Genomic DNA, 24,632 nt, shown 5'->3' on the forward strand with positions numbered 1-24,632 from the left:
AAAACTAAGCTTTGGACGAATAAGTCCAAGGCTTATTTCGGTTGTATAGAAAATGTAGAGTTTTGGCCGATATAATGCAGGAAGCCCGCTGGGTTCTGAAGGGAAATACAGACACCAATGAATCGTGCGCCCATAACAGGTCTTGGAGATGATGGCTCGGGAAGTCCATTATCGGCATGCATTTTGATAGAAGCATGGGACGAATTAACGCACGGAAAGTAAGATCGGAACCGAATATTACGAGGGTAATGCTGAGATTGAGGGAGAGATTATGAAGAAAAAAGTAAGTGGAATCGTTGTGGCGCTGCTGCTTCTGTTTCAAACACTATTGGGCACATTCGCTTTGACAGCGAATGCGGCGGGTAGCGAGCAGGAATCAGCAGTTACTATGCAGGAATTAGAGACTGGCGTGCAAGAATTAGAAGTTAGTGAACAAAAAACAGTGACGGATGACGTATATAACACGCCAGCACCAGTAGCCGACATGGAGGGGATACTAACCAAAGTCGTATTAACCGATATGAACGGTACCGTGGTTGATGCGGTATATAATCCGGACAGCAGCCTGGACATCGGCGCAGCCGTTAATCTCAGCTACGAATGGGAGCTTCCGAACGGGCACGGCTACAAGAATGGGGATACATACACATTCGAGCTGCCGACGCAGTTTGAGATTTTTACGGATATTGATGCACCACTCCTTACCGGTCAAGGCGAAGTTGGCCGATTTACGGTTGATCGGAACGGGAAAGTTGTGATGACCTTCAACGATTACGTGGAGAACCATTCCAACATCAGCGGCAAGCTGGAAATTCGCACAGAGTTTAAGAAGGAAGTCCTTAAAGGAAGCACAGAAATCATTATTGCTATTCCGATAAAGGGTGGGGTTCAGACCATCATCGTGAACCTAAAGCCGCAAGGCGGAAAGCTGATCGAGAAGCAAGGGAAAGCGATTGGCAAAGACCGGATCGATTGGACGGTCCAGATCAACAAATCTCTGGACAAAATCAAGCACGCGGTCATCACCGATGAAATGCCTGAAGGCTTGGAGCTCATCGCGGATTCCGTAGAGGTTCACAACCTGCAGGTTAACGGTGACGGCTCAGCAGTTCTTGGTGATCAGCTGGATGCTGGCAAGTATACCGTCCAAACGGGCGGCGGCAAACTGGAGCTTGCATTCCAGGATGAGACGATCAGCAAAGCCTACGAAATTCGTTTCTCGACGAAGCTTATCGGTCAACAGTCCCGGTTTGAGAACACCGCTGTCCTGTCTGGCGACGGGATGGAAAATGCCCAATCGACGGCTACCGTAACGGTAGATCGCGGCCAATTCTTGAATAAATCGTATCGCCAGGATAAGGATACCGGAATCATCACTTGGACGGTGAAATACAATTTCAACGAGAAGAAGATTCCGAGTGCTCAAGCTATTATTACGGATGAATTTAGTGAGAATCATACCTGGATAGCCGATTCGCTGAAGGTGTATAACGGGAATTCGGCCAATGCCCAAGACCTGGTTTCAGAGGATGAATATAAAGCTGAAGCGAAAGGTATGAACGGATTCGAGCTTCAATTCAAGCAGGATATCGATTCGCCTTATACGATCGTTTACCAGACGATGCCGGTCGATCGCTTGAGCTCCGAAGGGCAGGAGGTCAAGAACAAAGTCGTATCGGGTGAAGCGTCCAAGGAAGTAACTGCTCCGGGCTATGGAAGCCGTGCTCTGGTCAAAGGAACCTCGAACATCGATTTCGCCAACAAAAAGGCAAAGTGGAAGATCACGGTCAATGGTGATAAAAAGCCGGACGGCACCAAATACAGCATGGAGAAGGTAGTCATCACGGATACGTTCCCGCAAGACGGACTCGAATTCGTTCCGGATTCAGTGACCGTAAAAGCGGACGGGAAAGTCGTTCCAGAGAGCGAATACACGGTGAAGTACGATAATGTACGCGAAGGCTTTGTAATCGAATTCTCTAAGATTGACACCACCTATACGATTGAATATGAAACGAAGTTTAACATCAGCTGGCTGAAGGATCGCAAACGGGACTTTTTGAACAGAGCTTCGATGACATGGATCGAGGAAGGCAAGACCAAAGGACCGATTGAGCGAGATGCGAGCTTCTCCGCTGACGATTATACGAAAAATAACGGCGGCAAAGACGGCAGCTATAATCCTGTCAGCAAAGAAATTACGTGGAACATCAAGATGAATTATAATCTCGATTCGCTTAAAGAAGCGATCGTAACCGATGTTCTGAAGCAGGAGCAGAAGCTTGTGCCGGATTCAGTCAAGGTATACGAGATGAAGCTTACCGGGGGACGGAATGGCGTTCAGAAGGGCTCGCTAGTTCCAGCTGAACAATATGTAGTGACGGAACCATCAGAAGCTAACGGAAACCAGCTGTCCATTCGTTTTACCAGCCCGATCTCATCCGCATACTGGATTGAATTCAAAACATCGCTGGAAGGCACATTGATTGTCAATAAAATCGATAATACCGCGGAACTGCTGGATGGCAGCGCTAAAAAGGCAACATGGAACGCCAGCGTAACGATTCCTCACGGCGGCGAATATGTGAAGAAAAGTGGCGCCCAAAACGGAAACAAAATCGACTGGGTGATTCGAATCAATGAAGGTCAGTCGCATATTTCCAACGCCAGAATGATCGACTATCCAAGTGCGAACCAAATCTTGATCGAGGATTCCTTCCACTTGTACGCTACCAAGATTAATGCAAACGGTAAAGCGGAAAAAGCTCAAGGGCTGACAAAAGGGAAGGATTACACCTTAACCATCAATAGGCTTGACGGAGATCAGGAGACATTCGAATTAAAGTTTGAGGATGACATCTCAACGGCCTATATTTTGGAATATCAGTCGTTCATTATCGCTGAAGATAAAGAGGCTGTACAAAATAAGGTGGCTCTCGAAGGAGATCAGCTGAAGACTGAGATTCGGGAAACGACGGAAGAGGTTATTGTCCGTACTTCCTCCGGCTCAGGTTCGGGAGGTGGCGTAACGGGCAGCCTGGAAGTAACGAAGGTGGATCAGGACGATCAGACGAAGCCACTGACGGGAGCAAAGTTTGCGCTTTACGACAAGGCAGGCAAACGAACGCCGATCGTAAAAACCACGGATGAGGAAGGCAAAATCCTCTTTACGAAGCTGCTGTACGACGAGTACATTTTGGAGGAGCTGTCAGCTCCAGAGGGGTATAAGATCGAGCAAGCGACATGGGACGTAACGATTAATTCCAGCATCAAGGACCAAGGCAATGTGAAGAAAATAATCGTAATGAACCGCAAGGAAGAGCCGGTTACACCTGGCGAGCCTTCCAATCCTACGGATCCGACGGATCCAGGTAATCCGGGGAACCCAACTGATCCGGGCAATCCGACGGACCCAGGCAACCCGGGGAACCCAACCGATCCTGGCAATCCGACGGATCCAGGTAACCCAGGGAACCCAATAGATCCGGGCAATCCGACCGGTGAAGTAGAGGTGCCGGACGAGGATGTTCCAAGAGGTGAACCAACAACGCCTCAAACTCCTCAAACGCCTCCGACAGAGCCGGAAACACCTACCGTTGATATTAGCGAAGAGGATATTCCGCGAGGAGGCGTCGAGCCTGAGCCTCAGATGCCGGAAGCACCAACTCCATCTGAGAAGACTTCAACACCGCAAACGACAGTTTCGATGCTTCCAAAAACCGGTGAAGCGAGCCCTTATCCATTCTATTTGGCTGGCCTCGGGCTGATCGCTTTCGGTGTATGGTTAGGTCGCAAACGGATAAAAATGAAACCATAATTCGTCAGACTTCGGCTCTCCTTGTCCTGTAACCAGGGCAGGGGGAGCCGTTTTCATGAGGGGGATCAACCGCCATGATGTATGCATTTATTATGTGTAGTAACATAAATACCTCTGATCCCGATCAGAGGTATTTATTATCCACCATTATCCTGCTGAAAGGATCTCGTCAATTTTAATCCAGCGCGATTCCTCTTCGGCCATGGACAGTTTGATCTCCCGTCTAAACGTGTGGATCAGCACGACAATTCCTGTCAATTCCGTGTTCTCATATTCATCGAACAGCCTCACGGTAATCATACGGTGTTCATGAAAAGACTCGGCGAGCGCACTCTCGATTAATTCCATTTCTTGTGGATCCAGCGTTGGCCGGTCTTTCCTGCCCTCTTCCAGTTGCCTGCGAATGATGGTTTCTTTGTGTTCCGGCAGCATCATCCGACTGGATTCCCACAGCCCGTTTCCCTCAAGCTTTTTTCGTGTTGTCATTTATAATGTCCTCCTATCTTGGCTGATCGATCCAGCGCTTGGCCTGCGTCTGTTTTGGATACGGCTCGGATCACAACCGAATTCCCGTATTTATTTTTGAGGGCATCGGTCACCCGTTCAAGTGCCATCGACCGCTCCCGTCCGGTATCAAACAATGACATTTGGTATTCCGTATCCGGGGAAAACTGCGACAAGCTAATACCGACCCGCCGAATCGGCAGGCCGTCCCAATACGTTTCAAGCAGCCGGCATGCCCAGCGGTAAACCTGATTCGTAATATTCGATGGATCCTCCATCTTCATCTGTCGGCTAAATCCCGTAGGGCGGTCAAAGTCTGCTCCCATACAACCGACCGATACAACATGCCCCATAAAACCAAGACCGCGGCATCGCTGGCAAACCAACTCGGTTAGCTCAAGCAGCACAACCTTAATTTCTTCCAGCTTGGTATAATCCCGAGGGAGGGTCATCATGTGTCCAACCGATTTAGGGTCAACCTGGTGAGTGCCGGGTCTTACCGGGCTGTCATCGATTCCCTTGGCAATTCGCCAGTACATCTCGGCTGAGATATCGGAATTTTTACCGAATTTACGGCGCATCATCTGCTTCAATTTAGCAAGAGGCGTCTGAGCCACGCTGCCGATCGTGGGCAGCCCCATGACGTTAAAGTGGCGGGTCATCTTGCTGCCGGCCATAAACATACAGCTAACGGGCAATTTCCAAAGGGTATCCGCAAGCGAGTCCTTGGACAACGTGTAGATGCCGGACGGATTTTTCTTGGCATAGTTGTCACAGGCCGTTTTAGCAAGGATTTTGGTTTCACCGATGCCGAAGCGGGCGCGAACACCCGTAGCATCCAGGATATGGCGCTGAATGGTTTGGGCTAACTCATCGGGTGTGCCGAATAGGTGCAGCGAACCGGTAACGTCTAAAAATTGCTCATCGATACTGTAAGGCTCAACTAAATCGGTATAGCTCTTATATATCTCCGTGATTTGCATCGAAACGTCAATATACTTCTGCATTCTGGGTTTAATGACGACAAGATCCGGGCACTTTGATAGTGCCTCTCCTAATCGCTCTGCCGTCGTTATTCCTTTTTCTTTAGCAAGCGGACAAGCAGCCAACACGATACCTGAACGTCTTTCCGGATCCCCTGCAACTACCAAAGGGCGGCCTGTATACTCGGGATGGTCTGCTTTCTCAACAGATGCATAAAAGGACTGGCAATCCCCTAACATGATGACTCGGTTAGATGATTTCACAACAGACTCCCCTTATCTGCAATTTGTAGCCCAAGGTAGGTGTACGATCTTTGCTCGATCTCCGCCTCAATTAGCCCCCATAGTATGGACAGCTTGTGATGATACCCTCTACAGATGAATTCAACCTCAATGCCAAGCTTTGTTTTTCGATCCTCGTAAACCTTAATGGCATATTCACGCATTGTTCTACGAGCCTGAGCTAAATCGGATAATGCAGCTGCCTGCAAATGGTCGATGATCGCATTCGTTAGCTCGGGGGTCTTTAAATCTGCTCTACATAGGATTGAACGGTCATGCTCTAACACATCAAGTAAAAGGGGTAATAAAATATAATCCTTCACCAGTTTGGTTTCATCTGGTTTCAACCCAATACTCAACATCATTATTCACCTCATTGACGGGAACGTTTGTTTGTATTATATGCGAACATTCGTTCTTTTATCAATGTAAATTATACCCTTATGATGACGGATCAGAAATTCACAAGCGATACCCCTCATGATCAGGGATTAAAGCCCCCACCTGGAACCTTTCAATCAACGGATTACTTTTATTAAGATTCACTTTCATTACAAAGTCGGAAGGGAGCTCTTGGATGCAAAACGAAATATCCTCCTGTAAAAATTCCGGTTGTTCATTATCGTAAAATTTCTCGGCCGCTTCTGACTTTCGTATCCGTTCAATGGTTTCCTCGGCAGATATACGGTTAGTGTCTTGGAGAATCTCCGATATATACTGTGCGCAGGCCAGATCATCATCCCCTGACGGATGCGAAGCAATTAAATTAATCATCATGTCGTCTTCTTTTAATAAGTTTCTCTTTATAAACTCTGCTGTTGTTCTTGCATTGGTGAACCCGGTAACGAATAGGTGCTCGGTACTCAATGCGTTTAGGGTTGCTGTAACTCCATTGGTTGTCTTCTGAATCAGAAATTTCTCCCGAAGATCCAAGTTGTGTAAACGTACAGGCGAATTGTCCAGTTCAAACCCCGGAATCGGCAGACCCTGTATCTCTCCCGCTAATAAAAAGTCAGGATAGATTTTGTTTAGACGCAAGGCGTCGTCTAGAGTTCCCGCCAGAATGATACCCTGAACCCCATTGATAAAGGCATAGTGCGCTACGGTAAAAGCCCTTATAACATCAATTACAACATTGATGTGGGATGCTTCCAATGTATGATGATGTCCTCGGATAATCTGTATCGGCATGCAGCAAACCCCTTTCACCCGGCATACTTGGGCTATTTTAGTAACAGTATATTTGCCCAAATCCAAGGAGTGCTCAAATCCCCCAAGGATTCGGCAGCAATGAAGGAATATTAAATTCGGATGTGGTGATAATTAGGAAGCATGAACTAATAAAGAAAATGGCCTATTATAAACGAACTTCAAGTCCGAGGAGCGATACCATGGAAAAGACCAAAAAGCGAAAACTGAATATTAGCTTTAATAGCGATATCGACCTGCAGACCGACTCCGCGGAGACAAAAGACAGCGAATCCTCCGGAAAATCAAAATCTTCTAACGGCTCAAAGGGTCAATTGTGGGAATTTATCGCACTAGCGACGATCCCAATTGTGCTCGTTTTCGGCAATTCCATGCTAGTCCCGGGGCTTCCTGAAATGCAAAGGGAGCTTGGTATCAGTAAATTCCAAAGCAGCTTGATCATCACAATTTTCTCCTTGGCAGCAGGCTTGTTTATTCCGATTATTGGTTATTTGTCAGATCGGTATGGACGCAAAATTATTATTATACCCGCCTTGATCATATATGGAGCTGCCGGTATTCTGGCAGGATTCGGCGCCGTTTGGAACTCATTTGCGGTGATTATCTCTGCGAGGGCGATTCAGGGGCTTGCAGCCGCCGGAACAGCACCGATTGCCATGGCGCTCGTTGGCGACTTATACGATGGGGGGACAGAAAGCAAGGCACTGGGCCTAATCGAAGCCTCCAATGGCGCAGGCAAAGTACTCAGCCCGATCATCGGCTCTCTGCTTATGCTGATCGTGTGGTATGCTTCCTTCTTCGCATTTCCCGTGTTCTGTGCGTTATCGTTGTTGGCCGTCATTTTTATGATCAAAGAATCGAAACAACCTTCAAAGCAAGAACTAGGGAAGTACCTTGGGAAAATCAAAGGCATCTTTAAAGAAAAAGGCCGCTGGCTCATCACTGCTTTTTTTGCCGGTTCACTGGGGCTATTCATTTTGTTTGGCATACTGTTTTATTTATCCAACATTCTTGAAGACAAGCCTTATAACATTGACGGGGTCGTGAAGGGCTTGATTTTGGCCATTCCATTACTTGGGATGGTGATCACTTCTTATACAACTGGAAGTTTGATCAAGAAAAATGGCCTGCTGATCCGTTGGCTGATGAATATCGGGCTGATTGCCATGACTCTCTCTCTGGCGGCTACACTTTTCTTTTTTAACAACATTTATGTGTTTATCGGCTTGTTGACAGTCAGCTGCATTGGAACCGGAATGCTTCTTCCTTGCTTAAATACAATGATCACCGGCGCTGTTGAGAAAAGTGAGCGAGGAATGATTACGTCCCTTTACAATAGCTTGCGATTTTTGGGGGTTGCAGCAGGGCCTCCCTTATTCGGGTGAATGATGGATAAATCGGATCATGTTGTTTTTATAACCGTGTCTTCACTATCCCTGGTTGCTTTAGGATTCGTGTTCTTTTTGATTAAGCCGCCTCGGCAGATCGGATGACCAGACAAATCGCTTATTGTAAAAAATGGGCACCTGTCAATGGGCATGAGCATATTATGCCAATGTCATTGGATTAAACGACTACATCAAAAAGAATTGAGGAGATCCTAAAATGAACAGTTCCCTGCGAACAGTTTGGCCCATGGAGATATGTGATCCGAGCGGGCTGCGCGAAAATCCCGAGCACGGCAAAAAAGACCACGACACCTACGGGGTCATGGAACGCGGGATGACGATGGTTATTGATAAAGGCTTGGGTAGAAACATGTTTTCAGATGTGATCGAGACAGCCTCGGATTACATCGATTGCGTCAAATTCGGTTTTGGGACGGCTCCGCTGTATAAAACGGAAATGCTGCTATATAAGATCAATCTAGCCAAACAACATGGAATCACGGTCATGCCCGGCGGAACCTTGCTTGAGACAGCCGTGCAGCAAGATGTCGTCCCCGCATTTTTTAATACCGTTTGCCGTCTTGGATTTAACGCTATAGAAGTATCCGACGGCACGATTGAGATGTCGCGAAAAAAACGAACGGAGCTCATCCGGGAAGGTAAACAACGCGGACTTCGGGTTTTTACGGAGTATGGTAAAAAACAGTCCGGTTCCCGCATCGAAGCCGAAATGCTCGCGTATACGATGGAAGCGGATTTGGACGTAGGCGCCGAGTTTATAATCGTTGAAGCGCGCGAGTCAGGACTAGGTATCGGTATTTTCGATAAGCATGGCGAGTGTCAGGAAGAAATGATAAATACTATCATCGACTACGTGTCGGATGCAAGAAAGCTGATTTGGGAGGCACCTCTTAAGGAGCAGCAAGCGATGCTTCTCCGCAAATTGGGATCTAATGTACATTTGGGGAATATCCAACCCACCGAAGTGCTTTCCCTTGAAACGATGCGCCGGGGACTTCGTCAAGATACGTTTGAACTCGGGGTGAGAGAGAAACATACGGATGGATTTTGTTACGTGATTTAAACATAGACCAAACCAAGAGAATGATAAATACTAGAAGGCTGTCTATGGATATCTCCAGAGTCAGCCTATACATATTTTCGTTGAAGAGACCGATCCCGGTAATCCCCTTCAGGGAACAAGCATACACTAAACAAGCAGGACTGGCTTGTTACTCTAATCTATGAAGGATGATTCCGTGTGAACTTACAGATCATACCTGGACGAAAGAACCCTTTTTTCTTACGTCATATTTCTAAGAAACTCTTCTTCATTACCGCCGGCTCCATCATTCAAGGTTTTGCCATGGCAATGTTCCTGTTTCCTCACGCCATTCCGTCGGGGGGAGGAGCCGGGATCGCGGTGCTTCTAAACCATGTGTTCGAGATCCCCATGAGTCTCGGACTGTGGCTGGCCAATTTTGTTTTCCTCGCCTTTACAGTTCCTTATCTTGACGGCGTCAGTGCCTTTGGGACCATATTTGTCATAACGGTAACGTCCGTTTCCGTTAATTTCTTCGAGGTGTTCTTAGAACCACCGTTCGGCAACGTATGGATTGATCTTATATTCGGCTCGGTTATTCTCGGAACAGGTGTCGCGATCCTCATAAGGCAGAGGGTATCGAACGGGGGAATCGGGTATGTTGCCTTGGCCATTTATAAGTATAAAAGAATCAACCCTGGTACCGCATTGTTCTGGATGAATGGAATTATATTCGCCTTCGCTTCCTATGTGATCGATTGGAAGATTATTATCCTTGCAGTGGTATGCCAGTGGATGTCGACCCGGATCATTAACTGGATTCACCAGTTCCCTCCTCCGAAGCCGGTTTATGAACCCGCTTGGCGCAAAAAGTGATTCTATATACGGACGTAAGCTTTCAAGTGTCCGGAGAATAAGGGATTAAACACCCTTGTTTGGGAACATGATGATCCAGCGTTATATGCTTCCGAATAACGAAAGAAATCGCAAACCTAAATCTTGGTCAATGACCATAGAAGATATCTACCTGGGCGGTGAAACAAACGCCATCGCCAATATAATCAAGTGGAAGGAACAAATACGATGTGAATTAAAATAAGAGAAACAACATTAAGATTTACTAAGGCAAGAAGTAAAAAAGATGACCTCCGAGATTCGGAGGTCATCTTCTGCTCGTGGGCTGTCCTCATGAATCCATGACCAACACCCGAAGGGAGGTGCGGCGGAGGATTCGCGAAGCCAGCCAGCAGCCGCTGACTGCAATAGCAAGCCCGATCAGAGCCAGCCCAATGGCTAGCGGCCATTCCATGATGAGTGGCAGCTTGACAATACCGTAGGTAGAGAGCAGACCGCGCAGCACGGCTGGCAATGCGTAGAAACCGCAAGCGATGCCAACAAGTGCACCAAGCGCAGCCAGTCCGGCAATGCCACTTGTCAAGGCACGACGGATATCGGTTGCTGTCAGGCCGAGCGAGGCATAGATGCCATATGTTTTCGTTTCCTTACGAATATGCAGACGGCAAGTCGTATAAACAATAAGACAAGTGACAGCCATGAACAGAAGAGCCAGCATACTCATCGGAATGAGCAAAACCGCCGCAGCTTCTTTGAATACGGAATCGAGCAGCACTTCCTGCTTCAGCGCTTGGATGGAAGGGCCGTAACGCTCGTTCAGCTGCTGTACAAGCGCATCGCTATCGGTTTTGCTCTTCAGCTGAATAAACCCGGCGTCCGGATGCAACTGCTCCACAAGGTCAGAGGTGACCCTGGCGACGTTCGACATATTGGAAATAGACTGAAAGGTGCCGGTGATCAGCAATTGCTGCGGTTTTCCTTCAATGTAGATCGTGAGTATGTCGCCGATATCTTTGTCCAACTTACGCGCAATATTGATTCCGATAGAAACTTCATTAGGCAGTGCAGGATTACGGCCCGCAAGCGAGGCAAATCCCATCTCGTCCATGCTGCCTTCCACGACCGTCAAAGGGAGGCTAAACGTCTGTTGATGATCGCTATCCCCTTCGACATCCGCGATGACGCCGGTGGCGGACCCAGACCAGTTTAGACTGAGAACCCGAGGGTCGTTTTGGATATAGGCTTGCATTTCTGCCCGATCCATACCTTCCGCATGGATAACCATAATGGCGATATCCGCATCGTCATAGCCCCACTGGGCCGACGTTTCACTAATGCGATAGACACTGGTTACCAGCACGGCGCCAAAGACGAGCACAGCCACCGTGATGCTCATCAACAGAAAGATCAGTGCTGCGCTTTTTTTGTTGCCGCTCACATGCTTCCAGCCGATGACTGTGGGTACGGACCATCGATCCAGCAGTCTTATGCGGGCACCATGCCGATGGGTACGACTATGCGAGGATTCCGACATGCCGTAACGGATCGCTTGAATGGGCTCGATATGGCGTGTTTTGGCAGCATAAACAAGGACGCATAGAAGGATGATGAGCAGCAGGCCACAGCCGGTCCAGATCGCAACATCTGCTGCTTGTACGGGAACAGGTGCTGTATCGGATTTGAGGAAGGAAAGGGAATTCCGGATAATGACATCCGATAGCAGACGACTGCCAATCAGAGCGGGGACCAAGGCGACAACCGCCATTAAACCGTACTGCAGCATATAAGTGCCGATGATACGTTCGGAAGTCATGCCGATCGATTTGAGAATGCCGATGGTGCGATAATTGGCAAGGATCGTGTCCGTGATCGTAAAGCCGATCGTAAGCAAAGCGACGAGGATCATGATCAGCCCGAGGAAACTCATGACAAAGCCGATCACCTTGTTCATGATAAAGTAAAAGGCCGACAATTCGGCAAACGAAACGCGTTCCTCCAAAAACGGCGATCCGAGCGCCTGCTCAAAGCGCTGCCAGTACTCCCCGCTTTGTTCGGGATACGCATAGCGAAGCGATAACATGTATTGCTCCGGCGTGTCCAAGCGCCCCATGGTAGACCGGTAGTCGGCATCGTTCATCCAGATGCGGGCAGTGGTCGAGAAAGGACCGCCATGGGATAAGTCGATGACAATGGCGCCAATCGTAAAATGTACTGGTGCAGTCCCTGAGGTGAACGTCAATTCATCACCGATGTGCATGTTGTATTTGTAGGCAAGCGAGGTGGGTATCCAGATCTCGCCGGCTTCCGGCACCGTCAGATGCTCAGTGCCTGTACCGGGAAGAGGATTGTTGACCCCATGCGGCATCGGAGGCGTATTGATCATATACAGATAAAGATTGGGTAATTCTTCTCCGTTATAGACCAGTCCCGTCCATGGCTTATAAGGGACTAAGCTGGAGGCGGTTACTCCGTCTTGGCTTGACCACCAATCGGCTACCATTTGTTTGTCATGCAGCCCGCGGGTCATATTGATGACTTCATGGGCACCCTGAGCAGCCGTATGGCGATCGTTGAATACATTTTCCGTATTCATCAAGACCGTGAATGCGGTGCTGACTAGTAGAGCAGATAGGGCAATAAGCAATGCGATCAGCGTATTTTGCATTTTTCTTTTGCGCAGGTTGCCCCAGCAGAGTGTTAATATGGCTCGCATCCCAGACTACCTCCTCCCGGTGACATAAGCAAAGATCATCGCTTCCCGCTCGGATGCTTGCTCTGGAGTGTAGGGTCCCATATCCAGCGTGCCACCGATCTTGCCATCTCGAATATAGATGAGGCGATTGCCGCGGCAGGCTGCCTTCATGTCGTGGGTGACCATGACAATCGATTGACCTTCCGCATGCATCTGGCTCAATATATCAAGCACCGTAACGCCTTGCTCGTAGTTCAGGCTGCCGGTAGGCTCATCGGCGAAGATGATGTCCGGGTTATTGATGAGTGCCCTGGCGATTGCCGCCCGCTGCTGCTGTCCTCCAGATACTTGGGAAGGCAGCCGGTTGCTCTGTTTATCGAGGGATAGATTGACCATCAAGTCATGTGCCCGTTGTCGTACTTGCTCCTTATCCTGATTAGCGATATATCCAGGGAGGGCAATGTTATCAAATAGCGACAGATCTGGTACAAGGTTGCTGTTTTGATAGATAAAGCCGATCTGATTCGCCCGAAAGCGTGCAAGCTCCTTGGCTGAAAATTGGTCAAGGCGCTGTCCCTGCAGACAGACTTCTCCGGCTGTCACTTCATCAAGTCCGCTGAGCAAGTACAGCAAGGTGGACTTACCCGACCCCGAATCGCCCATGATGACGGTAAAGTCTCCTTCATAAATGGACAGATCGACATTGCGGATGGCATGGTATTGCTCCTTGCCGGTGGTGTATGTTTTGCATAAATTACTAGCTTGCAGCATGACGGTGTTGCTTGAAGGCATATTGTGATCTCCTCTCCTTATCTCCCACTGCCACCAAAGTATAGAGGACGAATCTTGCACATTTGTTATCAAATTATAAATAAAGTATGACAGGAGTCAGCTAAAGGGGCAGAGTTAAGCAGAAGGTCGTTCCCTGCTGCTGTTGACTGTGAAAAGAGATCGTACCGCCATGCGCTTCCATAATATATTTGCAAATCGACAAACCAAGTCCGACCCCGTGGCGCTCGGCCAGTTGGCCGGCAGTTCGTTGTAAAACGTTACCCTGATAGTACCGTTCAAAAATAAAAGGCATATCACGCGGGGAAATCCCGCTGCCTGTATCGGAGACGATGATCTGCAGGCAGGATGTTTCCGAGTGTTCTTCAACAGCGAGGCGAATTGTATCTCCGGTTTCGGTATGCTTCAGTGCGTTCGTGACGAGATTGGCAATGACTTGCTCGATCCGTACAGCATCGATGCGGACAAGCACGTTAGGAATCACAGCAGGCTCTTCGCAGCGTACGCCCATCGTTCGGATATAATGGCCCATCGCGTTGAAGATAGGCTCCAGCGTTGGAGCGCTGTACTGCTCAATCGGATGTACGGCAATCTGTTCCAGATCACGCAGTGCGTGCAGCAGCAAATCGTCTACGAGCACGGCCATCTTACTCGTATTTGCGTGAACAACTTCAAGATAAGTCATCACACTTGGCAGATCAGGGCAAATCCCTTCGCGAATGGCTTCAATATACGCTTTGATTGTCGCCAGCGGAGTTTTCAAGTCATGAGACAGATTGGATATGAGTTCTTTATGCGACTGGCTGTGTGCAGCTTGCTGGATATGTAAATTACGAATCTCTTCACGCATGAGATCAAATACGGCATAGAGCTCCCCGACCTCATTATCGCTTGTCCATTCGGCACGCTGCTCATAGTCACCTCTCAATATAGCTTCCGCATAAGGCTTGAGTCCGGCGACAGGCTGCACCAGGTCATGCTGCACCCGGCGTCCGATGGAGAAGAATAAATAAAGCAGCGTCAAAAGTGCCAGAGAAAGCATGATCCATGGCACATAAATAAAGGAGTCGGAGGAAGGCATTACTGTGGCCAAGGCAGATGCCGGGACCGCAAATTGAGCGTAACCTACAAAGGCTTTCGTGCCGGCATCCCGCAGCGGAAAAGCGAGATGATAGTGGGGCGGTTCGCTGTCAGAAATGCGCAGCGTATAGTCTAGTTCAAAGCGCGGATTGATTGGGCGCTTCGATGAATTTTTGCTATCATAGATCAACGTTCCATCAGGAAGCACAACCTTGAGGCCGCCCCGCGTCTCCTGACTCCAGTCGGTTAATTGCCGCCGGATCGGAGCATCGGTGAGCAGTAATTCCGCATGCTCATTTTCCAGGGTATGGACGATCGGATTCGTCAGTACGCGAATTTGCTTCACAATAGTTGACGGAGCCAGCTGGTTTGAAGGTCCAATAAGAGTAAGCCAAACGACAGATAGTATCATCGTAATGATGGATAGACCAGCTGCCCAGAGTCGTTTTGAATACCAAGATTTCCAGTCCATAGGGGCTACTCCGTTTCGTCGGGGGTGAATTTATAACCGACGCCCCACACGGTTTTAATATAGGAGGACTTGATTTCGGTTCGTTCCAATTTCTCACGGAGCCGCCGAATGTAGACCGTGATCGTATTATCCTCGACATAAGCCGAATACCCCCACACATGATCCAGCAGCTGCGATTTGGTAAACACTTGATTAGGGCTGGAAGCCAAAAAGTATAGCAAATCAAATTCTTTGGCGGATAAAGAAATTTCCAACTGTCCGACCATGACCCTGCGGGCATTTTTATCAATCGACAGGGTGCCGAATTGTAAGCGCTGCTGTGGGGATACCGGGAGTTTCGGATCTGGGATTCTGCGCAAATGTGCCTGAACGCGAGCGACCAGTTCACTGAGCGAGAAGGGCTTGGTCATGTAATCATCGGCACCAAAACCCAGGGCAAGCACTTTGTCCGTGTCGCTGCTGCGGGCGCTTAAAATTAGAATGGGCGCAGCCGTCAATGTACGGAGCTTGCGGCACACTTCAATCCCGTCAGCGTCAGGCAACGTCAGATCGAGAATGATAAAATCCGGCTGCCGGTGACGGACCGCCTGCAATCCGTCGCCGGCATTTTCCGTGATGAACGTGCTGAATCCCTGAACACGCAAATAGTCATTTACAATGCGCGAGATATCCTGTTCATCTTCAATGATCAGTACTGTTTTAGGAGAATTCATTAAAAAGTCGCCCCTGTTCCGTATGCTTTAAATGGTGAGTCCATTATAGCATGGGCCGGAATGAACAACAGCTATCGGGATATTCCCGATAGCTGTTGTTCATAGTGTTCGGATCAGCCTGCGGCTTTTATTATTTAGTCCATGTACCGATCTTATAAGCTCCGTCCGAAAGGCGCTCCGTATTAGCAAAATCAACCCCGGGTTGGTTCGTGGACGGATTAAGAATGGCTATGGTCAGCTCATAGGTACCGTTTGGCAGCGTGTTTGTGGAGATAGTGCCTGAGACTGTATGCAAACCAGTCCTCCAGGTTCTTAAGTCCGCCGATGTGGATTGGCGTGCCACGACATGGCCTCCGCTGCGCAGCTGCACTTCAACAGGCCAGTTGAACGGGAAGTGTTGAACCCCCTTATTTTCCACAGCGACGGATACATTTAACGCACTTCCGCTATTTTCTTGCGGATATGCAACTTTCTTCAATACAAAGTGATAGCCCATTCGTTTCTTCAGTGTATTCATATTGCCCTGCAACGGATTGCCCAGCGCCAAGGAAGCTGGAGAATTCGGTCCAAGCCAGCTCGGTTTGCTAAGCTCGGTCTGCCGCAGCGTCTCATTAAAGCTGCTGCCTGTCGTGAGCGCAGCATTCATACCATAGGCCCCCCCGTAAAATTCGCCGCCAGAGACGCGAGTGTCCCAGAAGTTGGCATGGTTTGGCTGCTGCTGGCCGATATCATCCCAATAACCGTTCTGTGTGCCAGTATACCATCCCCATTCGGAATCGAAGCTCGGCTGATCTCCGAACACATCATTGTACATTCCCAGAATCAGACCCTTGTTATTATTCTTGGCCAATTCCACGCTCCGTCTGATCAATAGCTGCGTATAATCCTCCTGATCGGCGAAAGCATCGATATAGTGCTGAATGTATTGGTTGGATATTGGGTTCGGAGGAAACGCGCCTGTATAATTGCTTTCCCCGTTCGGTCCGATGTAAGGCCAGGTGTGGAATTCCGCCCAATGGCCAAGCGAACCGATTTGCACAAAAGCGATCGGGCTGTCAGCCGTGTTGTAATGCTCCGCAATCGCCTCAATGGCAAGCTTGTGTCTGGCGATCAAATACTCGGAACTGTAATTCGGAGAGAAGCCCGTGTTGTTGCCGGCTCCCATACCACCGGTTTCATCTTGGTAGGCCTTACCTGGAGATTGTCCCAAACTGGCTATGTCATTGTACAGCCAGTCGGGAATATCCCGGTGAGGCACACCCGAAGGACTGTCCAGAATGAAACGCAGCACCACCTTGACTCCGCGGCTCTGCCAATAGTCGAAATGATTGGACGCTTCAATTGCACTGAAATCATAGTTGCCTTTGGTTGGCTCTAACTCTTTCCAGGTGACACCGGCATACACGAGACGGTGGTCCTGGGGGTAATTGGTCGATTTCGCTGAAGGAGCCCAACCCTTAAACGGGTTATTGAGCGGATCATCCAGCTCGCTAGGGTAAAATTCGATCATTTCTTTTCCGGGATTTCCTTCATTAAGCGTATAAACGGGAAGCGGCTGGTTCTGCGCTGGCAGGCGATGGATATCCGAATTGTTATCCAGATAACCAATGCTCACGCTGCTGCCCGCAGCTAGGCCAAGTGTAGCGAGAGGGAGTGCAACTTCAATAGTAGATGAGGTACGCACGTATTGAGAAGAAGGAGGGGAGGAAGACCAATCCCAATTCCAGCTACTTCCATTTCCTGCGTAGCGGTATAACGATTGATTCTCGAGGAGCCATTCAATTCCGGTCGCCCCCCATCCGAAAGCTTGATATCCGGTCGAAGCATTCTTGTCCGTATTCAGCCAGAAGCTTCCCATGGTAGTGCTAAGGCCTGAGCCTTCCACAAGCAGATAAAGATTCCTGTCGTCGTGGGAAGCCTTTAAGATGTTAGCGGTTCCCGAATTCGTGGAAAGAGCCGGAAGCCCTTTCCAGTCACTTGGATCACCATCCACAACGATAGAAGGCGCTTCCGCAGCCGAAATAAAGAGGGGATAAGGGAACAAGGTAAGAAGAATGGCCGTCATCGTAAAAATAGCGAATCTCATTTTCAGTTTGATACCCCATGCTTTCATGTCAAACCTCCTCACAGAATGATTGGTGTCATAGAGCTGCAAGTCCAAATGTCTTTTTAACACTGGATTCACTCTACCGAATCTGAGTCTATCACCTCCTTTCCCATGTAACTTCCTAACACATCCACCATGAAAAAAAGAGCACCGTGTCAGGTGCCTTCATGTGTAATGCGTTGATGAATGTATTCATTTCAACTTCGTAGTCCCTTTAAGTGGAACTGCGTACGACCAAACGGGTAGGCAAAATCACCTTCTTGGGCAGTAGTTGATTTCCGTTCATTCTGTCGATCAGGTTGTCGACGGCAACCATGCCGATTTCTTTTGTTGGTACATCGATTGTTGATAGAGGCGGATTGGAATACTTGGACACCTCGATATTGGATAGACCCATGACAGCCACTTCAGTAGGAACGGCAATGCCGTTGTTATACAAGCTGTTGAGGGCAGCCATGGCCATTAGATCGCTGCCTGCAAAGAAGGCGGTCGGGCAATTTTTGGTTTTACATAAATGATTTATTTGTTCAATGCAGACCGCTTCATCCCACATGCAATCAATAACCCAATCGGGATTCACCGACATTCCGGCAGCATGCATGGTGGCGTAGTAGCCTCGGTAACGGCGGCTGTCTTTCAGGTTATTCGTTAATCCGCTTCCCCCGATGTAACCAATCTGGGTGTGGCCTTTTTCAATGAGGTGGTTGACGGCCATCGAAGCAACATTGTAATGATCATAGCCCACATTATCGATATCCCCGCGCTCGGTATCAATCCCCACGATATAAGGGACCTGCTTGCGTATATACTCATAGGTTTCACTGTTCAACGATTCCATAAGTATCAGACCGGTAATCGGTTCGCTGAATGTATTGAATAAGATCTTGTTATCATTCAGCTCGATTCCAGTCCGGATAAAGGAGATGTTATATCCCGCACTCAGCAATCGCTCTTCCACACCGGATAAGATCGACATGAAATAAGGATCGTTGTATTTATCTTTTGTTACGCTTAGTACACAACCGATCTTGATCTGCGACTTGCTATCGGAATGATCCCTGGTTGAAACTTTTCGCTTGGGACTTGAAGTGATTTTATAGTTCAGCTGCGTAACCGCCTGCCAAACTCGTTCCCGGGTTTCGTCCGTAATTTTATATTTCGTATCATTGTTTAACACTCTGGATACGGTGGCAGTAGATACATTTGCTAATTTAGCAACATCCCGAATGGTACTCATAAATAAACACATTCTCCTTTTTAGTTACGAATAGTCACCATTTAGAGTTTATAGGAATGTTACATGGTAAACAATGATGGACCTGTTGGTTGTTTTGTTGCGTTATTTTGTTGCGTGACAATGTTACGTTCTTAGTCTACAAGCGTTCATGATTAAAATCAATCATAACATGTTCCTATCGTGCTATGTTACTAGAATTTTTTAAAAATTTAAAATTATTATTGCAAGGATATGCATGGATGATATAACATGAAGTCACGAAATGTTACAAGTTTTTATGCTGTTTTGTTACGTAACATTTACGTAACAAAACAGCGGCGTTTGAGCAGGCGGCGGGGGGCTGATTAGAACATGAACAAAGCAGTAACGGTTTACCCCATGATATTGGAAGACATCCTAAACAACCCGGGCATTGGTTTTACAGCAGCACCGGGGTTAATGGGGGACCCGGATCGGATCTGCGACAACCGAGGGGAAGAGCACAAGAAATACAAGTTCACGGAAGACAGTAGAACGTACAATCATCCCGACAGCAAAGTGTATTTCTGCAGCGTGCGCTGGCGGGACTTGGAAGTTCGCCAAGGGGAGTACAGGTGGGAAGTTCTTGAGGAGAGGCTGGACTACGCCAAATCGCTGGGCTGTACGGCCGTGGTTCGCTGTTCCCCATACGCGTTAAGCGAAGAAGATGATATACCGGCTTGGTATCGTGCGGAATATCCAGAGGAGCCCGACTTTCCGTTCTGGAGAGTTGACCCAGAGACCACACCCTATGTGTTGTATTGGTCTGACTTTATCAAGGCGTTTGCCGCACGGTTTGACGGACACCCGGTCATAAGCTCAATTGATTTGACGATTGTAGGGGCCTGGGGAGAAGGCGGCGGGACCGAGTTTTTAAAGCCGGAGGCCATTAAACGCATTACAGATGCCTACTTGGACGGGTTTAAAATAACGCCTCTCCAAGCTCTGCTGCATGATCCCCTGTCGATCAGCATTGTAAAAGATCGCAAAGCCAAAGTGGGCTTTCGCGTCGATTGCTTGGGTGATATGGGCGGCTTTCATGGAAATCAGTGGTCTCATATGACGGATTTCTATCCCCAGAATATTCAGAATTTCAACATGGGAGATGCCTGGGAGAAGGCTCCGATTCTATTTGAAGCATGCTGGCACATGAATGATTGGTATCTTCAGGGCTGGGATATGGATTATATCATTCAAGAAACGCTGAAGTGGCACATCTCTTCCTTTAACAATAAAGGAACGGTAGTCCCCGAACCGTGGAAAGAGAAGGTCAAGGCTTGGCTGAATAAGATGGGATACCGATTTGAATTGAGGAAGTTCACGTACGATTCGAAGGTGAATGCGGGTGGTCAGCTAAAAATCAGTGCATTGTGGGCTAATGTAGGAGTAGCCCCGATCTATAATCACTACCCGCTGGTCGTGAGGCTTACTGGCCATGACCAAACCTATACGCTGCGCAGCAGGGAGGATATCAGGGAGTGGCGGCCGGACGAAGATATTGTTTGGGAAGAAAGTTTTGGTTTACCCGGTAATATGTCCGAAGGTGAATATCGTTTGGAGATTGGCATCGAAACCGGTGTGAAGGAAATCGGGAATATCCAGCTGGCGATTGAGGGGAACAAGGACGGCTATTACCCGATGGGCAAGCTAATCGTTGAACGGGGGAGAAAAGGAAATGGAGAGTCTGTTGAATTTTAAAGAGTGTATCGCAATCTGCAACTTTGATTATCTGCCGGAAGGATTGGAAGCCAAATATAATCGCCATAAACCGGACAGTAAGCCCCATCTTATCCCGCGGGAGTTCTTGTCTGGAATCTTTGAGCAGTATCAAATTCCTGAACATACCCGGCAATGGCTCGTTCATGGGGTTGAGGCGATAGAGAAAGATGCCGTACTATTTCACTTTACCCAATTTTTGGTAGATGATATGTGCACTTTGCGCAATCGCTGTGATGAGACTCATTATACGAATATGACACCGGGATGCATGGAGCAATACGGAGAATTATACTCCTTTCTTTTGCTGCTGGCCTGCGTTGTTCCTTCCATGAACATGCTGGAGACGCGTTCCGTACCTAAAGCCTACTACGACCAGATCCCTCAACAGCCCCTGAAGCTTCAATTGGAAAAATTGGTGCAGCACGGCGACGCCAAGGTTCATGATTTTCCATGGGTGATGAATTTTTATACCTGCTCCATCTTTCTGTTAGACCGGTTTTATTTTATCCCCTACCGATTTGAGGATCCTTTCACCATGTTCCGTCATGTGGACACGCAGGAGGTGATTGCCCTTCGGCACGCAGGCGAAGAATTTCGCAGTGATGGACAACGGAATGGCATCAATGATGTATATGATCTTCAAGGAAACTTCACCTCAGAATGGCACGAGAATGCCGAGTTTGTCATCGCTAATCGGATAAATCCCATGGGATTCGTAGAAAGAGAAACAACGCCGATCCTTAAGAAGGAATGGGAGCCGGCACTTCAAAAAGGGGATACGCTGTTAGCCCTTCACATTCCATCCGGCCCCGGGTACACACCGGACAGGTTGAAGAGTTCCATGGAGATGGCTGCTGCATTCTATGACCAGTACTTTCCGGAGTTACTCATCAAAGGCTTCTGGAGCTCAAGCTGGCTCTATGATACAAGGCTGTCGCTTATCCTGGACCCTGAAAAAAGCAATATCGTCCTCGTTCAACGACAATTCTATAATTATCCGACCATGGAAGGGGACGGCATGCTGCGTTATGAAGCCTTTGGAGACTGGAAGGCAGACCCGGTCCGAAGCCCAGGCGAATATACAACCTCACTGCAAAAAGCAGCAGCCGCGTATATGGAAACGGGAGCCCGTTTTAACACATTAAGCATGATTGTATTGCGGGAAGATATCGAAAAGATTGGCAGTAGGCCGTATATAACCGATGCAGATATCGAGCAGTTCCATAAAACCGTTGACAGCCATTTGCAAAGGAGAGAAGAGGATGGGGAAATACTCACTCGAAAACTACGAGAAGTATAAAACCGTAAAAATCCGACCGCAGCCCTTATCGAATAGCGAGCATGATGCAAGCCAGGGACCATTCGAATACGTCTCCTTTTCCTGGAGAGCGCTTGAGCCGCATCGAGGAGAATACAGACTTGAAGCGATCCATGAAGCACTGCGTACGGCCCAAAACCCCATTCTAGTCCTGGTACCGGAATTGCCAATCTGGGTTCAGGATTACGCACCTGATTGTTTTGCCGCTTTGATCCGAAAAGTCGGTAGTTATATTGACTCCGACAGACGCTTAACAGCCGTTCTGATATCAACCTTAGCTGATAGTAAGGAAGAATGGAACGCTTATATGGAGTCGTTTGAGACGCAGACGCTGCTAGCGGAACTGCAGAATGATAGACTGATTCAACATTTAAGAGAACACAGTCGTGGATTTGGCCTGCTGGTGAAGTGCAGTGAGGCGAATTGGATCGAATGCTGTGGGGCTTTTGCCAAACACAAACTGCAGAAGATATGGAAGCGCTACCAGGTGGTCCTTCATGTGACCGATGACGTTTGCGGTCCTCATACCAGACGCGAGGCATATCGCTGGCACGCCGGCCTCTCCAATCTGAATATGGGGCTTGGATATCATCTAACTTTGCGCCGACTGACTTATCCGGAAACGGTATATAGCCGTGGAAGCTTGCCATTGCGATTCTGGTTCGTCAACGAGGGCAGTTCGAGAATATACCGGGAGTTTCAGTTATGGGTGCAGTTAAAGCAGGGGGAGGTTTCCTATGAATATCCCCTGCACGCCGCCACGCATTCCTGGTTAACCGGGGACCTTGTCCATAACGAGATGGTCTCCCTGAAGGATATGTTACCGGGTAAATATACGCTGAGTATAGCACTCTATTTCGAAGACCGGTCGTACATCCCCCTACATATACAGAATCCGCAACAGGATGGGTATTATGAGGCAGGCACGATACAAGTCGAAATATCCGCTGAGGATCCGCTGAAGAATATTTGGGACACTTATTATCCGGAAGGATATTATCCCTTGGAAGATCCTGTGGTTCCAGAACAGGAGTAGATCGTTTAGGACAAATTCGAGTTTGCTGGAGGTTATGGATTTGAAGTTAGCATTAATCGGCGCAGGACAAAGAGGCATGATCTACGCAAGGCATGCATACCAAAGCGAGGACATTGTTGCGGTCGTTGAACCGAATGACAGCAGAAGAAAGGCGGCAGCGGATGAGTTTCAGATTCCTCTGGAGAAACAATTTAAATCCGTAGATGAATTTTATCGACTCGGTAAAATTTGCGATGCCGTTATTGTTTCTTCCATGGACCGGGATCATTATAACCAAACCATGGAGGCACTTGATCTGGGCTATGATATTTTGTTGGAAAAGCCCATTTCACCAAGTCCTGAAGAAAGCTTGAGAATACAACGAAAAGCCAATGAAACAGGCCGGAAAGTGATTGTGTGTCATGTGCTCCGCTACACCCATTTTTTTGCAGAGATTAAGAAAATTATTGATAGTCATGAGCTCGGTAAAGTGATCACCATTCAGCATAACGAGAATGTTGGTAATTTCCATATGGCACACTCCTTTGTAAGAGGCAATTGGAGAAGAAGCGACCTGGCCAGTCCGATCATCATGCAGAAGTCCTGCCATGACATGGATATTCTAGCCTGGCTGGTGGACAGTCAAGCCAAACGTATCTCTTCCTATGGAAACTTGACTTATTTTAAAGCGGAGAATGCACCGGCTGGAAGCGCTGAACGATGCTTGGACTGCAAGGCAGCTGAGGATTGCCGATTCGATGCAAGAAAAGCCTATATGCCCGTCAGAGGACAATGGCCGGCTACAGCCATTTCGGTGGATCAGTCCGAAGCGGGACTTATGAAGGCATTGGAAACAAGTCCTTATGGACGCTGCGTTTATCGGATGGACAATGATGTGTGTGATCATCAGGTGACCATTATCGAGTTTAAGAACGGGGTTACGGCAACGTTTAACTTGAGCGGATTTACGAATAAAATGTACCGCACGCTCAAAATCATGTGTGAGCATGGGGAAATCCGCGGGGATGACAGCTTGAATGTCATTGAAGTCACTCGATTTAACTCCAATATGGCTGAAGCCAGTCAGCAAACGGTCATTCGGCCGGCAGCCATGAGCGGCGGACATAATGGCGGCGACACAGGTCTTATGATCGACTTCTTGGATAATGTGGAGAACGCCGACTTCAGCAGCAGATCCTCCATCGACATGTCCGTCGAAAGTCATATCATGGCGTATGCAGCAGAAGAGGCCAGAATGACCGGAACCGTGATTGATCTGGATCAACTTAAGGAGAGACTGCAGCAGAGCATGTTAGCTTAATCGTTAATCACAATGCAAAGGTCGTGATGATGGAATGGGTTCAGTGGTTAAGGGGTTTCTAGATGAAATAA

The 24,632-nt window shown here is 48.2% G+C and carries 17 protein-coding genes and 1 pseudogene; 8 read left to right on the plus strand and 10 right to left on the minus strand.

All coding sequences use genetic code 11. The features are described 5' to 3' along the window. Positions 1 to 271: 271 nt before the first annotated feature. On the plus strand, positions 272 to 3,817 hold the full coding sequence (locus J7E85_RS17370; RefSeq protein WP_215159857.1) for a collagen binding domain-containing protein: 3,546 nt from the start codon (positions 272 to 274) through the stop codon (positions 3,815 to 3,817). A gap of 147 nt (positions 3,818 to 3,964) precedes the next feature. On the opposite strand, the gene J7E85_RS17375 is transcribed toward J7E85_RS17370, so the two are convergent. From J7E85_RS17375 to J7E85_RS17390, 4 genes are all read right to left on the minus strand, one after another. Continuing rightward, positions 3,965 to 4,303 (minus strand): YolD-like family protein, encoded by a 339-nt coding sequence (locus J7E85_RS17375; RefSeq protein WP_215159859.1) that lies wholly within the window; start codon positions 4,301 to 4,303, stop codon positions 3,965 to 3,967. Further along, on the minus strand, positions 4,300 to 5,568 hold the full coding sequence (locus tag J7E85_RS17380) for a DNA polymerase IV (protein WP_353049524.1): 1,269 nt from the start codon (positions 5,566 to 5,568) through the stop codon (positions 4,300 to 4,302). Before J7E85_RS17380 ends, J7E85_RS17375 begins: the two co-directional genes overlap by 4 nt. Further along, the gene (locus tag J7E85_RS17385) at positions 5,565 to 5,951 is read right to left on the minus strand and encodes a YhjD family protein (protein WP_251035801.1); all 387 of its coding nucleotides are present in this window, start codon (positions 5,949 to 5,951) and stop codon (positions 5,565 to 5,567) included. The genes J7E85_RS17380 and J7E85_RS17385 overlap by 4 nt, the downstream gene beginning before the upstream one ends. Before the next feature lie 97 nt (positions 5,952 to 6,048). Beyond that, the gene (locus J7E85_RS17390) at positions 6,049 to 6,777 is read right to left on the minus strand and encodes a 2-phosphosulfolactate phosphatase (RefSeq protein ID WP_215159987.1); all 729 of its coding nucleotides are present in this window, start codon (positions 6,775 to 6,777) and stop codon (positions 6,049 to 6,051) included. Between the two features lie 200 nt (positions 6,778 to 6,977). Between J7E85_RS17390 and J7E85_RS17395 the strand changes: the two are divergent. The 3 genes and pseudogenes from J7E85_RS17395 (at position 6,978) to J7E85_RS17405 (ending at position 10,101) form a co-directional block, all read left to right on the plus strand. Continuing rightward, a pseudogene (locus J7E85_RS17395) lies at positions 6,978 to 8,288 on the plus strand (MFS transporter). A gap of 112 nt (positions 8,289 to 8,400) precedes the next feature. Next, positions 8,401 to 9,267, plus strand: a complete 867-nt coding sequence (gene comA / locus J7E85_RS17400; RefSeq protein ID WP_215159861.1) for a phosphosulfolactate synthase — start codon at positions 8,401 to 8,403, stop codon at positions 9,265 to 9,267. A gap of 177 nt (positions 9,268 to 9,444) precedes the next feature. Then, the gene (locus J7E85_RS17405; protein WP_483311324.1) at positions 9,445 to 10,101 is read left to right on the plus strand and encodes a YitT family protein; all 657 of its coding nucleotides are present in this window, start codon (positions 9,445 to 9,447) and stop codon (positions 10,099 to 10,101) included. Positions 10,102 to 10,411: 310 nt separating this feature from the next. Here J7E85_RS17405 and J7E85_RS17410 read toward each other — a convergent pair whose 3' ends face one another. The 6 genes from J7E85_RS17410 to J7E85_RS17435 form a co-directional block, all read right to left on the minus strand. Continuing rightward, positions 10,412 to 12,793 carry an ABC transporter permease gene (locus J7E85_RS17410; protein ID WP_215159863.1) on the minus strand — a complete coding sequence of 794 codons (2,382 nt, stop codon included), beginning with the start codon at positions 12,791 to 12,793 and terminating at the stop codon, positions 10,412 to 10,414. A 6-nt stretch (positions 12,794 to 12,799) separates the two neighbouring features. After that, positions 12,800 to 13,564, minus strand: a complete 765-nt coding sequence (locus tag J7E85_RS17415; RefSeq protein WP_215159865.1) for an ABC transporter ATP-binding protein — start codon at positions 13,562 to 13,564, stop codon at positions 12,800 to 12,802. Positions 13,565 to 13,664: 100 nt separating this feature from the next. Beyond that, positions 13,665 to 15,113 carry a HAMP domain-containing sensor histidine kinase gene (locus tag J7E85_RS17420; protein WP_215159867.1) on the minus strand — a complete coding sequence of 483 codons (1,449 nt, stop codon included), beginning with the start codon at positions 15,111 to 15,113 and terminating at the stop codon, positions 13,665 to 13,667. Positions 15,114 to 15,118: 5 nt separating this feature from the next. Beyond that, positions 15,119 to 15,826 carry a response regulator transcription factor gene (locus J7E85_RS17425; RefSeq protein WP_215159869.1) on the minus strand — a complete coding sequence of 236 codons (708 nt, stop codon included), beginning with the start codon at positions 15,824 to 15,826 and terminating at the stop codon, positions 15,119 to 15,121. A 130-nt stretch (positions 15,827 to 15,956) separates the two neighbouring features. Further along, positions 15,957 to 17,939 carry a DUF4832 domain-containing protein gene (locus J7E85_RS17430; RefSeq protein WP_215159871.1) on the minus strand — a complete coding sequence of 661 codons (1,983 nt, stop codon included), beginning with the start codon at positions 17,937 to 17,939 and terminating at the stop codon, positions 15,957 to 15,959. Between the two features lie 208 nt (positions 17,940 to 18,147). After that, the gene (locus tag J7E85_RS17435) at positions 18,148 to 19,170 is read right to left on the minus strand and encodes a LacI family DNA-binding transcriptional regulator (RefSeq protein WP_215159873.1); all 1,023 of its coding nucleotides are present in this window, start codon (positions 19,168 to 19,170) and stop codon (positions 18,148 to 18,150) included. A gap of 351 nt (positions 19,171 to 19,521) precedes the next feature. Between J7E85_RS17435 and J7E85_RS17440 the strand changes: the two genes are divergently transcribed. The 4 genes from J7E85_RS17440 to J7E85_RS17455 are packed head-to-tail and all read left to right on the plus strand — an operon-like array spanning position 19,522 to position 24,561. Then, entirely contained in the window at positions 19,522 to 20,886 is a 1,365-nt protein-coding gene (locus J7E85_RS17440) for a DUF4832 domain-containing protein (protein WP_215159875.1), read from the plus strand. Further along, entirely contained in the window at positions 20,864 to 22,207 is a 1,344-nt protein-coding gene (locus tag J7E85_RS17445) for an acyltransferase domain-containing protein (RefSeq protein WP_215159877.1), read from the plus strand. Before J7E85_RS17440 ends, J7E85_RS17445 begins: the two co-directional genes overlap by 23 nt. Then, positions 22,170 to 23,261 carry a DUF4832 domain-containing protein gene (locus J7E85_RS17450; RefSeq protein WP_215159879.1) on the plus strand — a complete coding sequence of 364 codons (1,092 nt, stop codon included), beginning with the start codon at positions 22,170 to 22,172 and terminating at the stop codon, positions 23,259 to 23,261. Before J7E85_RS17445 ends, J7E85_RS17450 begins: the two co-directional genes overlap by 38 nt. A 34-nt stretch (positions 23,262 to 23,295) precedes the next feature. After that, entirely contained in the window at positions 23,296 to 24,561 is a 1,266-nt protein-coding gene (locus J7E85_RS17455) for a Gfo/Idh/MocA family protein (RefSeq protein ID WP_251035802.1), read from the plus strand. The last annotated feature ends 71 nt before the right edge of the window (positions 24,562 to 24,632 follow it).

The sequence above is a fragment of the Paenibacillus sp. ISL-20 genome, from assembly GCF_018613005.1.
Lineage (GTDB): Bacteria > Bacillota > Bacilli > Paenibacillales > Paenibacillaceae > Paenibacillus_AQ.

Bases quoted from the DNA above. Each gene is read 5' to 3' on its own strand.
- J7E85_RS17370 (WP_215159857.1), top strand. From the start codon at position 272: ATGAAGAAAAAAGTAAGTGGAATCGTTGTGGCGCTGCTGCTTCTGTTT.
- J7E85_RS17375 (WP_215159859.1), bottom strand. From the start codon at position 4,303: ATGACAACACGAAAAAAGCTTGAGGGAAACGGGCTGTGGGAATCCAGT.
- J7E85_RS17385 (WP_251035801.1), bottom strand. From the start codon at position 5,951: ATGATGTTGAGTATTGGGTTGAAACCAGATGAAACCAAACTGGTGAAG.
- J7E85_RS17390 (WP_215159987.1), bottom strand. From the start codon at position 6,777: ATGCCGATACAGATTATCCGAGGACATCATCATACATTGGAAGCATCC.
- comA (WP_215159861.1), top strand. From the start codon at position 8,401: ATGAACAGTTCCCTGCGAACAGTTTGGCCCATGGAGATATGTGATCCG.
- J7E85_RS17410 (WP_215159863.1), bottom strand. From the start codon at position 12,793: ATGCGAGCCATATTAACACTCTGCTGGGGCAACCTGCGCAAAAGAAAA.
- J7E85_RS17415 (WP_215159865.1), bottom strand. From the start codon at position 13,564: ATGCCTTCAAGCAACACCGTCATGCTGCAAGCTAGTAATTTATGCAAA.
- J7E85_RS17420 (WP_215159867.1), bottom strand. From the start codon at position 15,113: ATGGACTGGAAATCTTGGTATTCAAAACGACTCTGGGCAGCTGGTCTA.
- J7E85_RS17425 (WP_215159869.1), bottom strand. From the start codon at position 15,826: ATGAATTCTCCTAAAACAGTACTGATCATTGAAGATGAACAGGATATC.
- J7E85_RS17430 (WP_215159871.1), bottom strand. From the start codon at position 17,939: ATGAAAGCATGGGGTATCAAACTGAAAATGAGATTCGCTATTTTTACG.
- J7E85_RS17435 (WP_215159873.1), bottom strand. From the start codon at position 19,170: ATGAGTACCATTCGGGATGTTGCTAAATTAGCAAATGTATCTACTGCC.
- J7E85_RS17440 (WP_215159875.1), top strand. From the start codon at position 19,522: ATGAACAAAGCAGTAACGGTTTACCCCATGATATTGGAAGACATCCTA.
- J7E85_RS17445 (WP_215159877.1), top strand. From the start codon at position 20,864: ATGGAGAGTCTGTTGAATTTTAAAGAGTGTATCGCAATCTGCAACTTT.
- J7E85_RS17450 (WP_215159879.1), top strand. From the start codon at position 22,170: ATGGGGAAATACTCACTCGAAAACTACGAGAAGTATAAAACCGTAAAA.
- J7E85_RS17455 (WP_251035802.1), top strand. From the start codon at position 23,296: ATGGATTTGAAGTTAGCATTAATCGGCGCAGGACAAAGAGGCATGATC.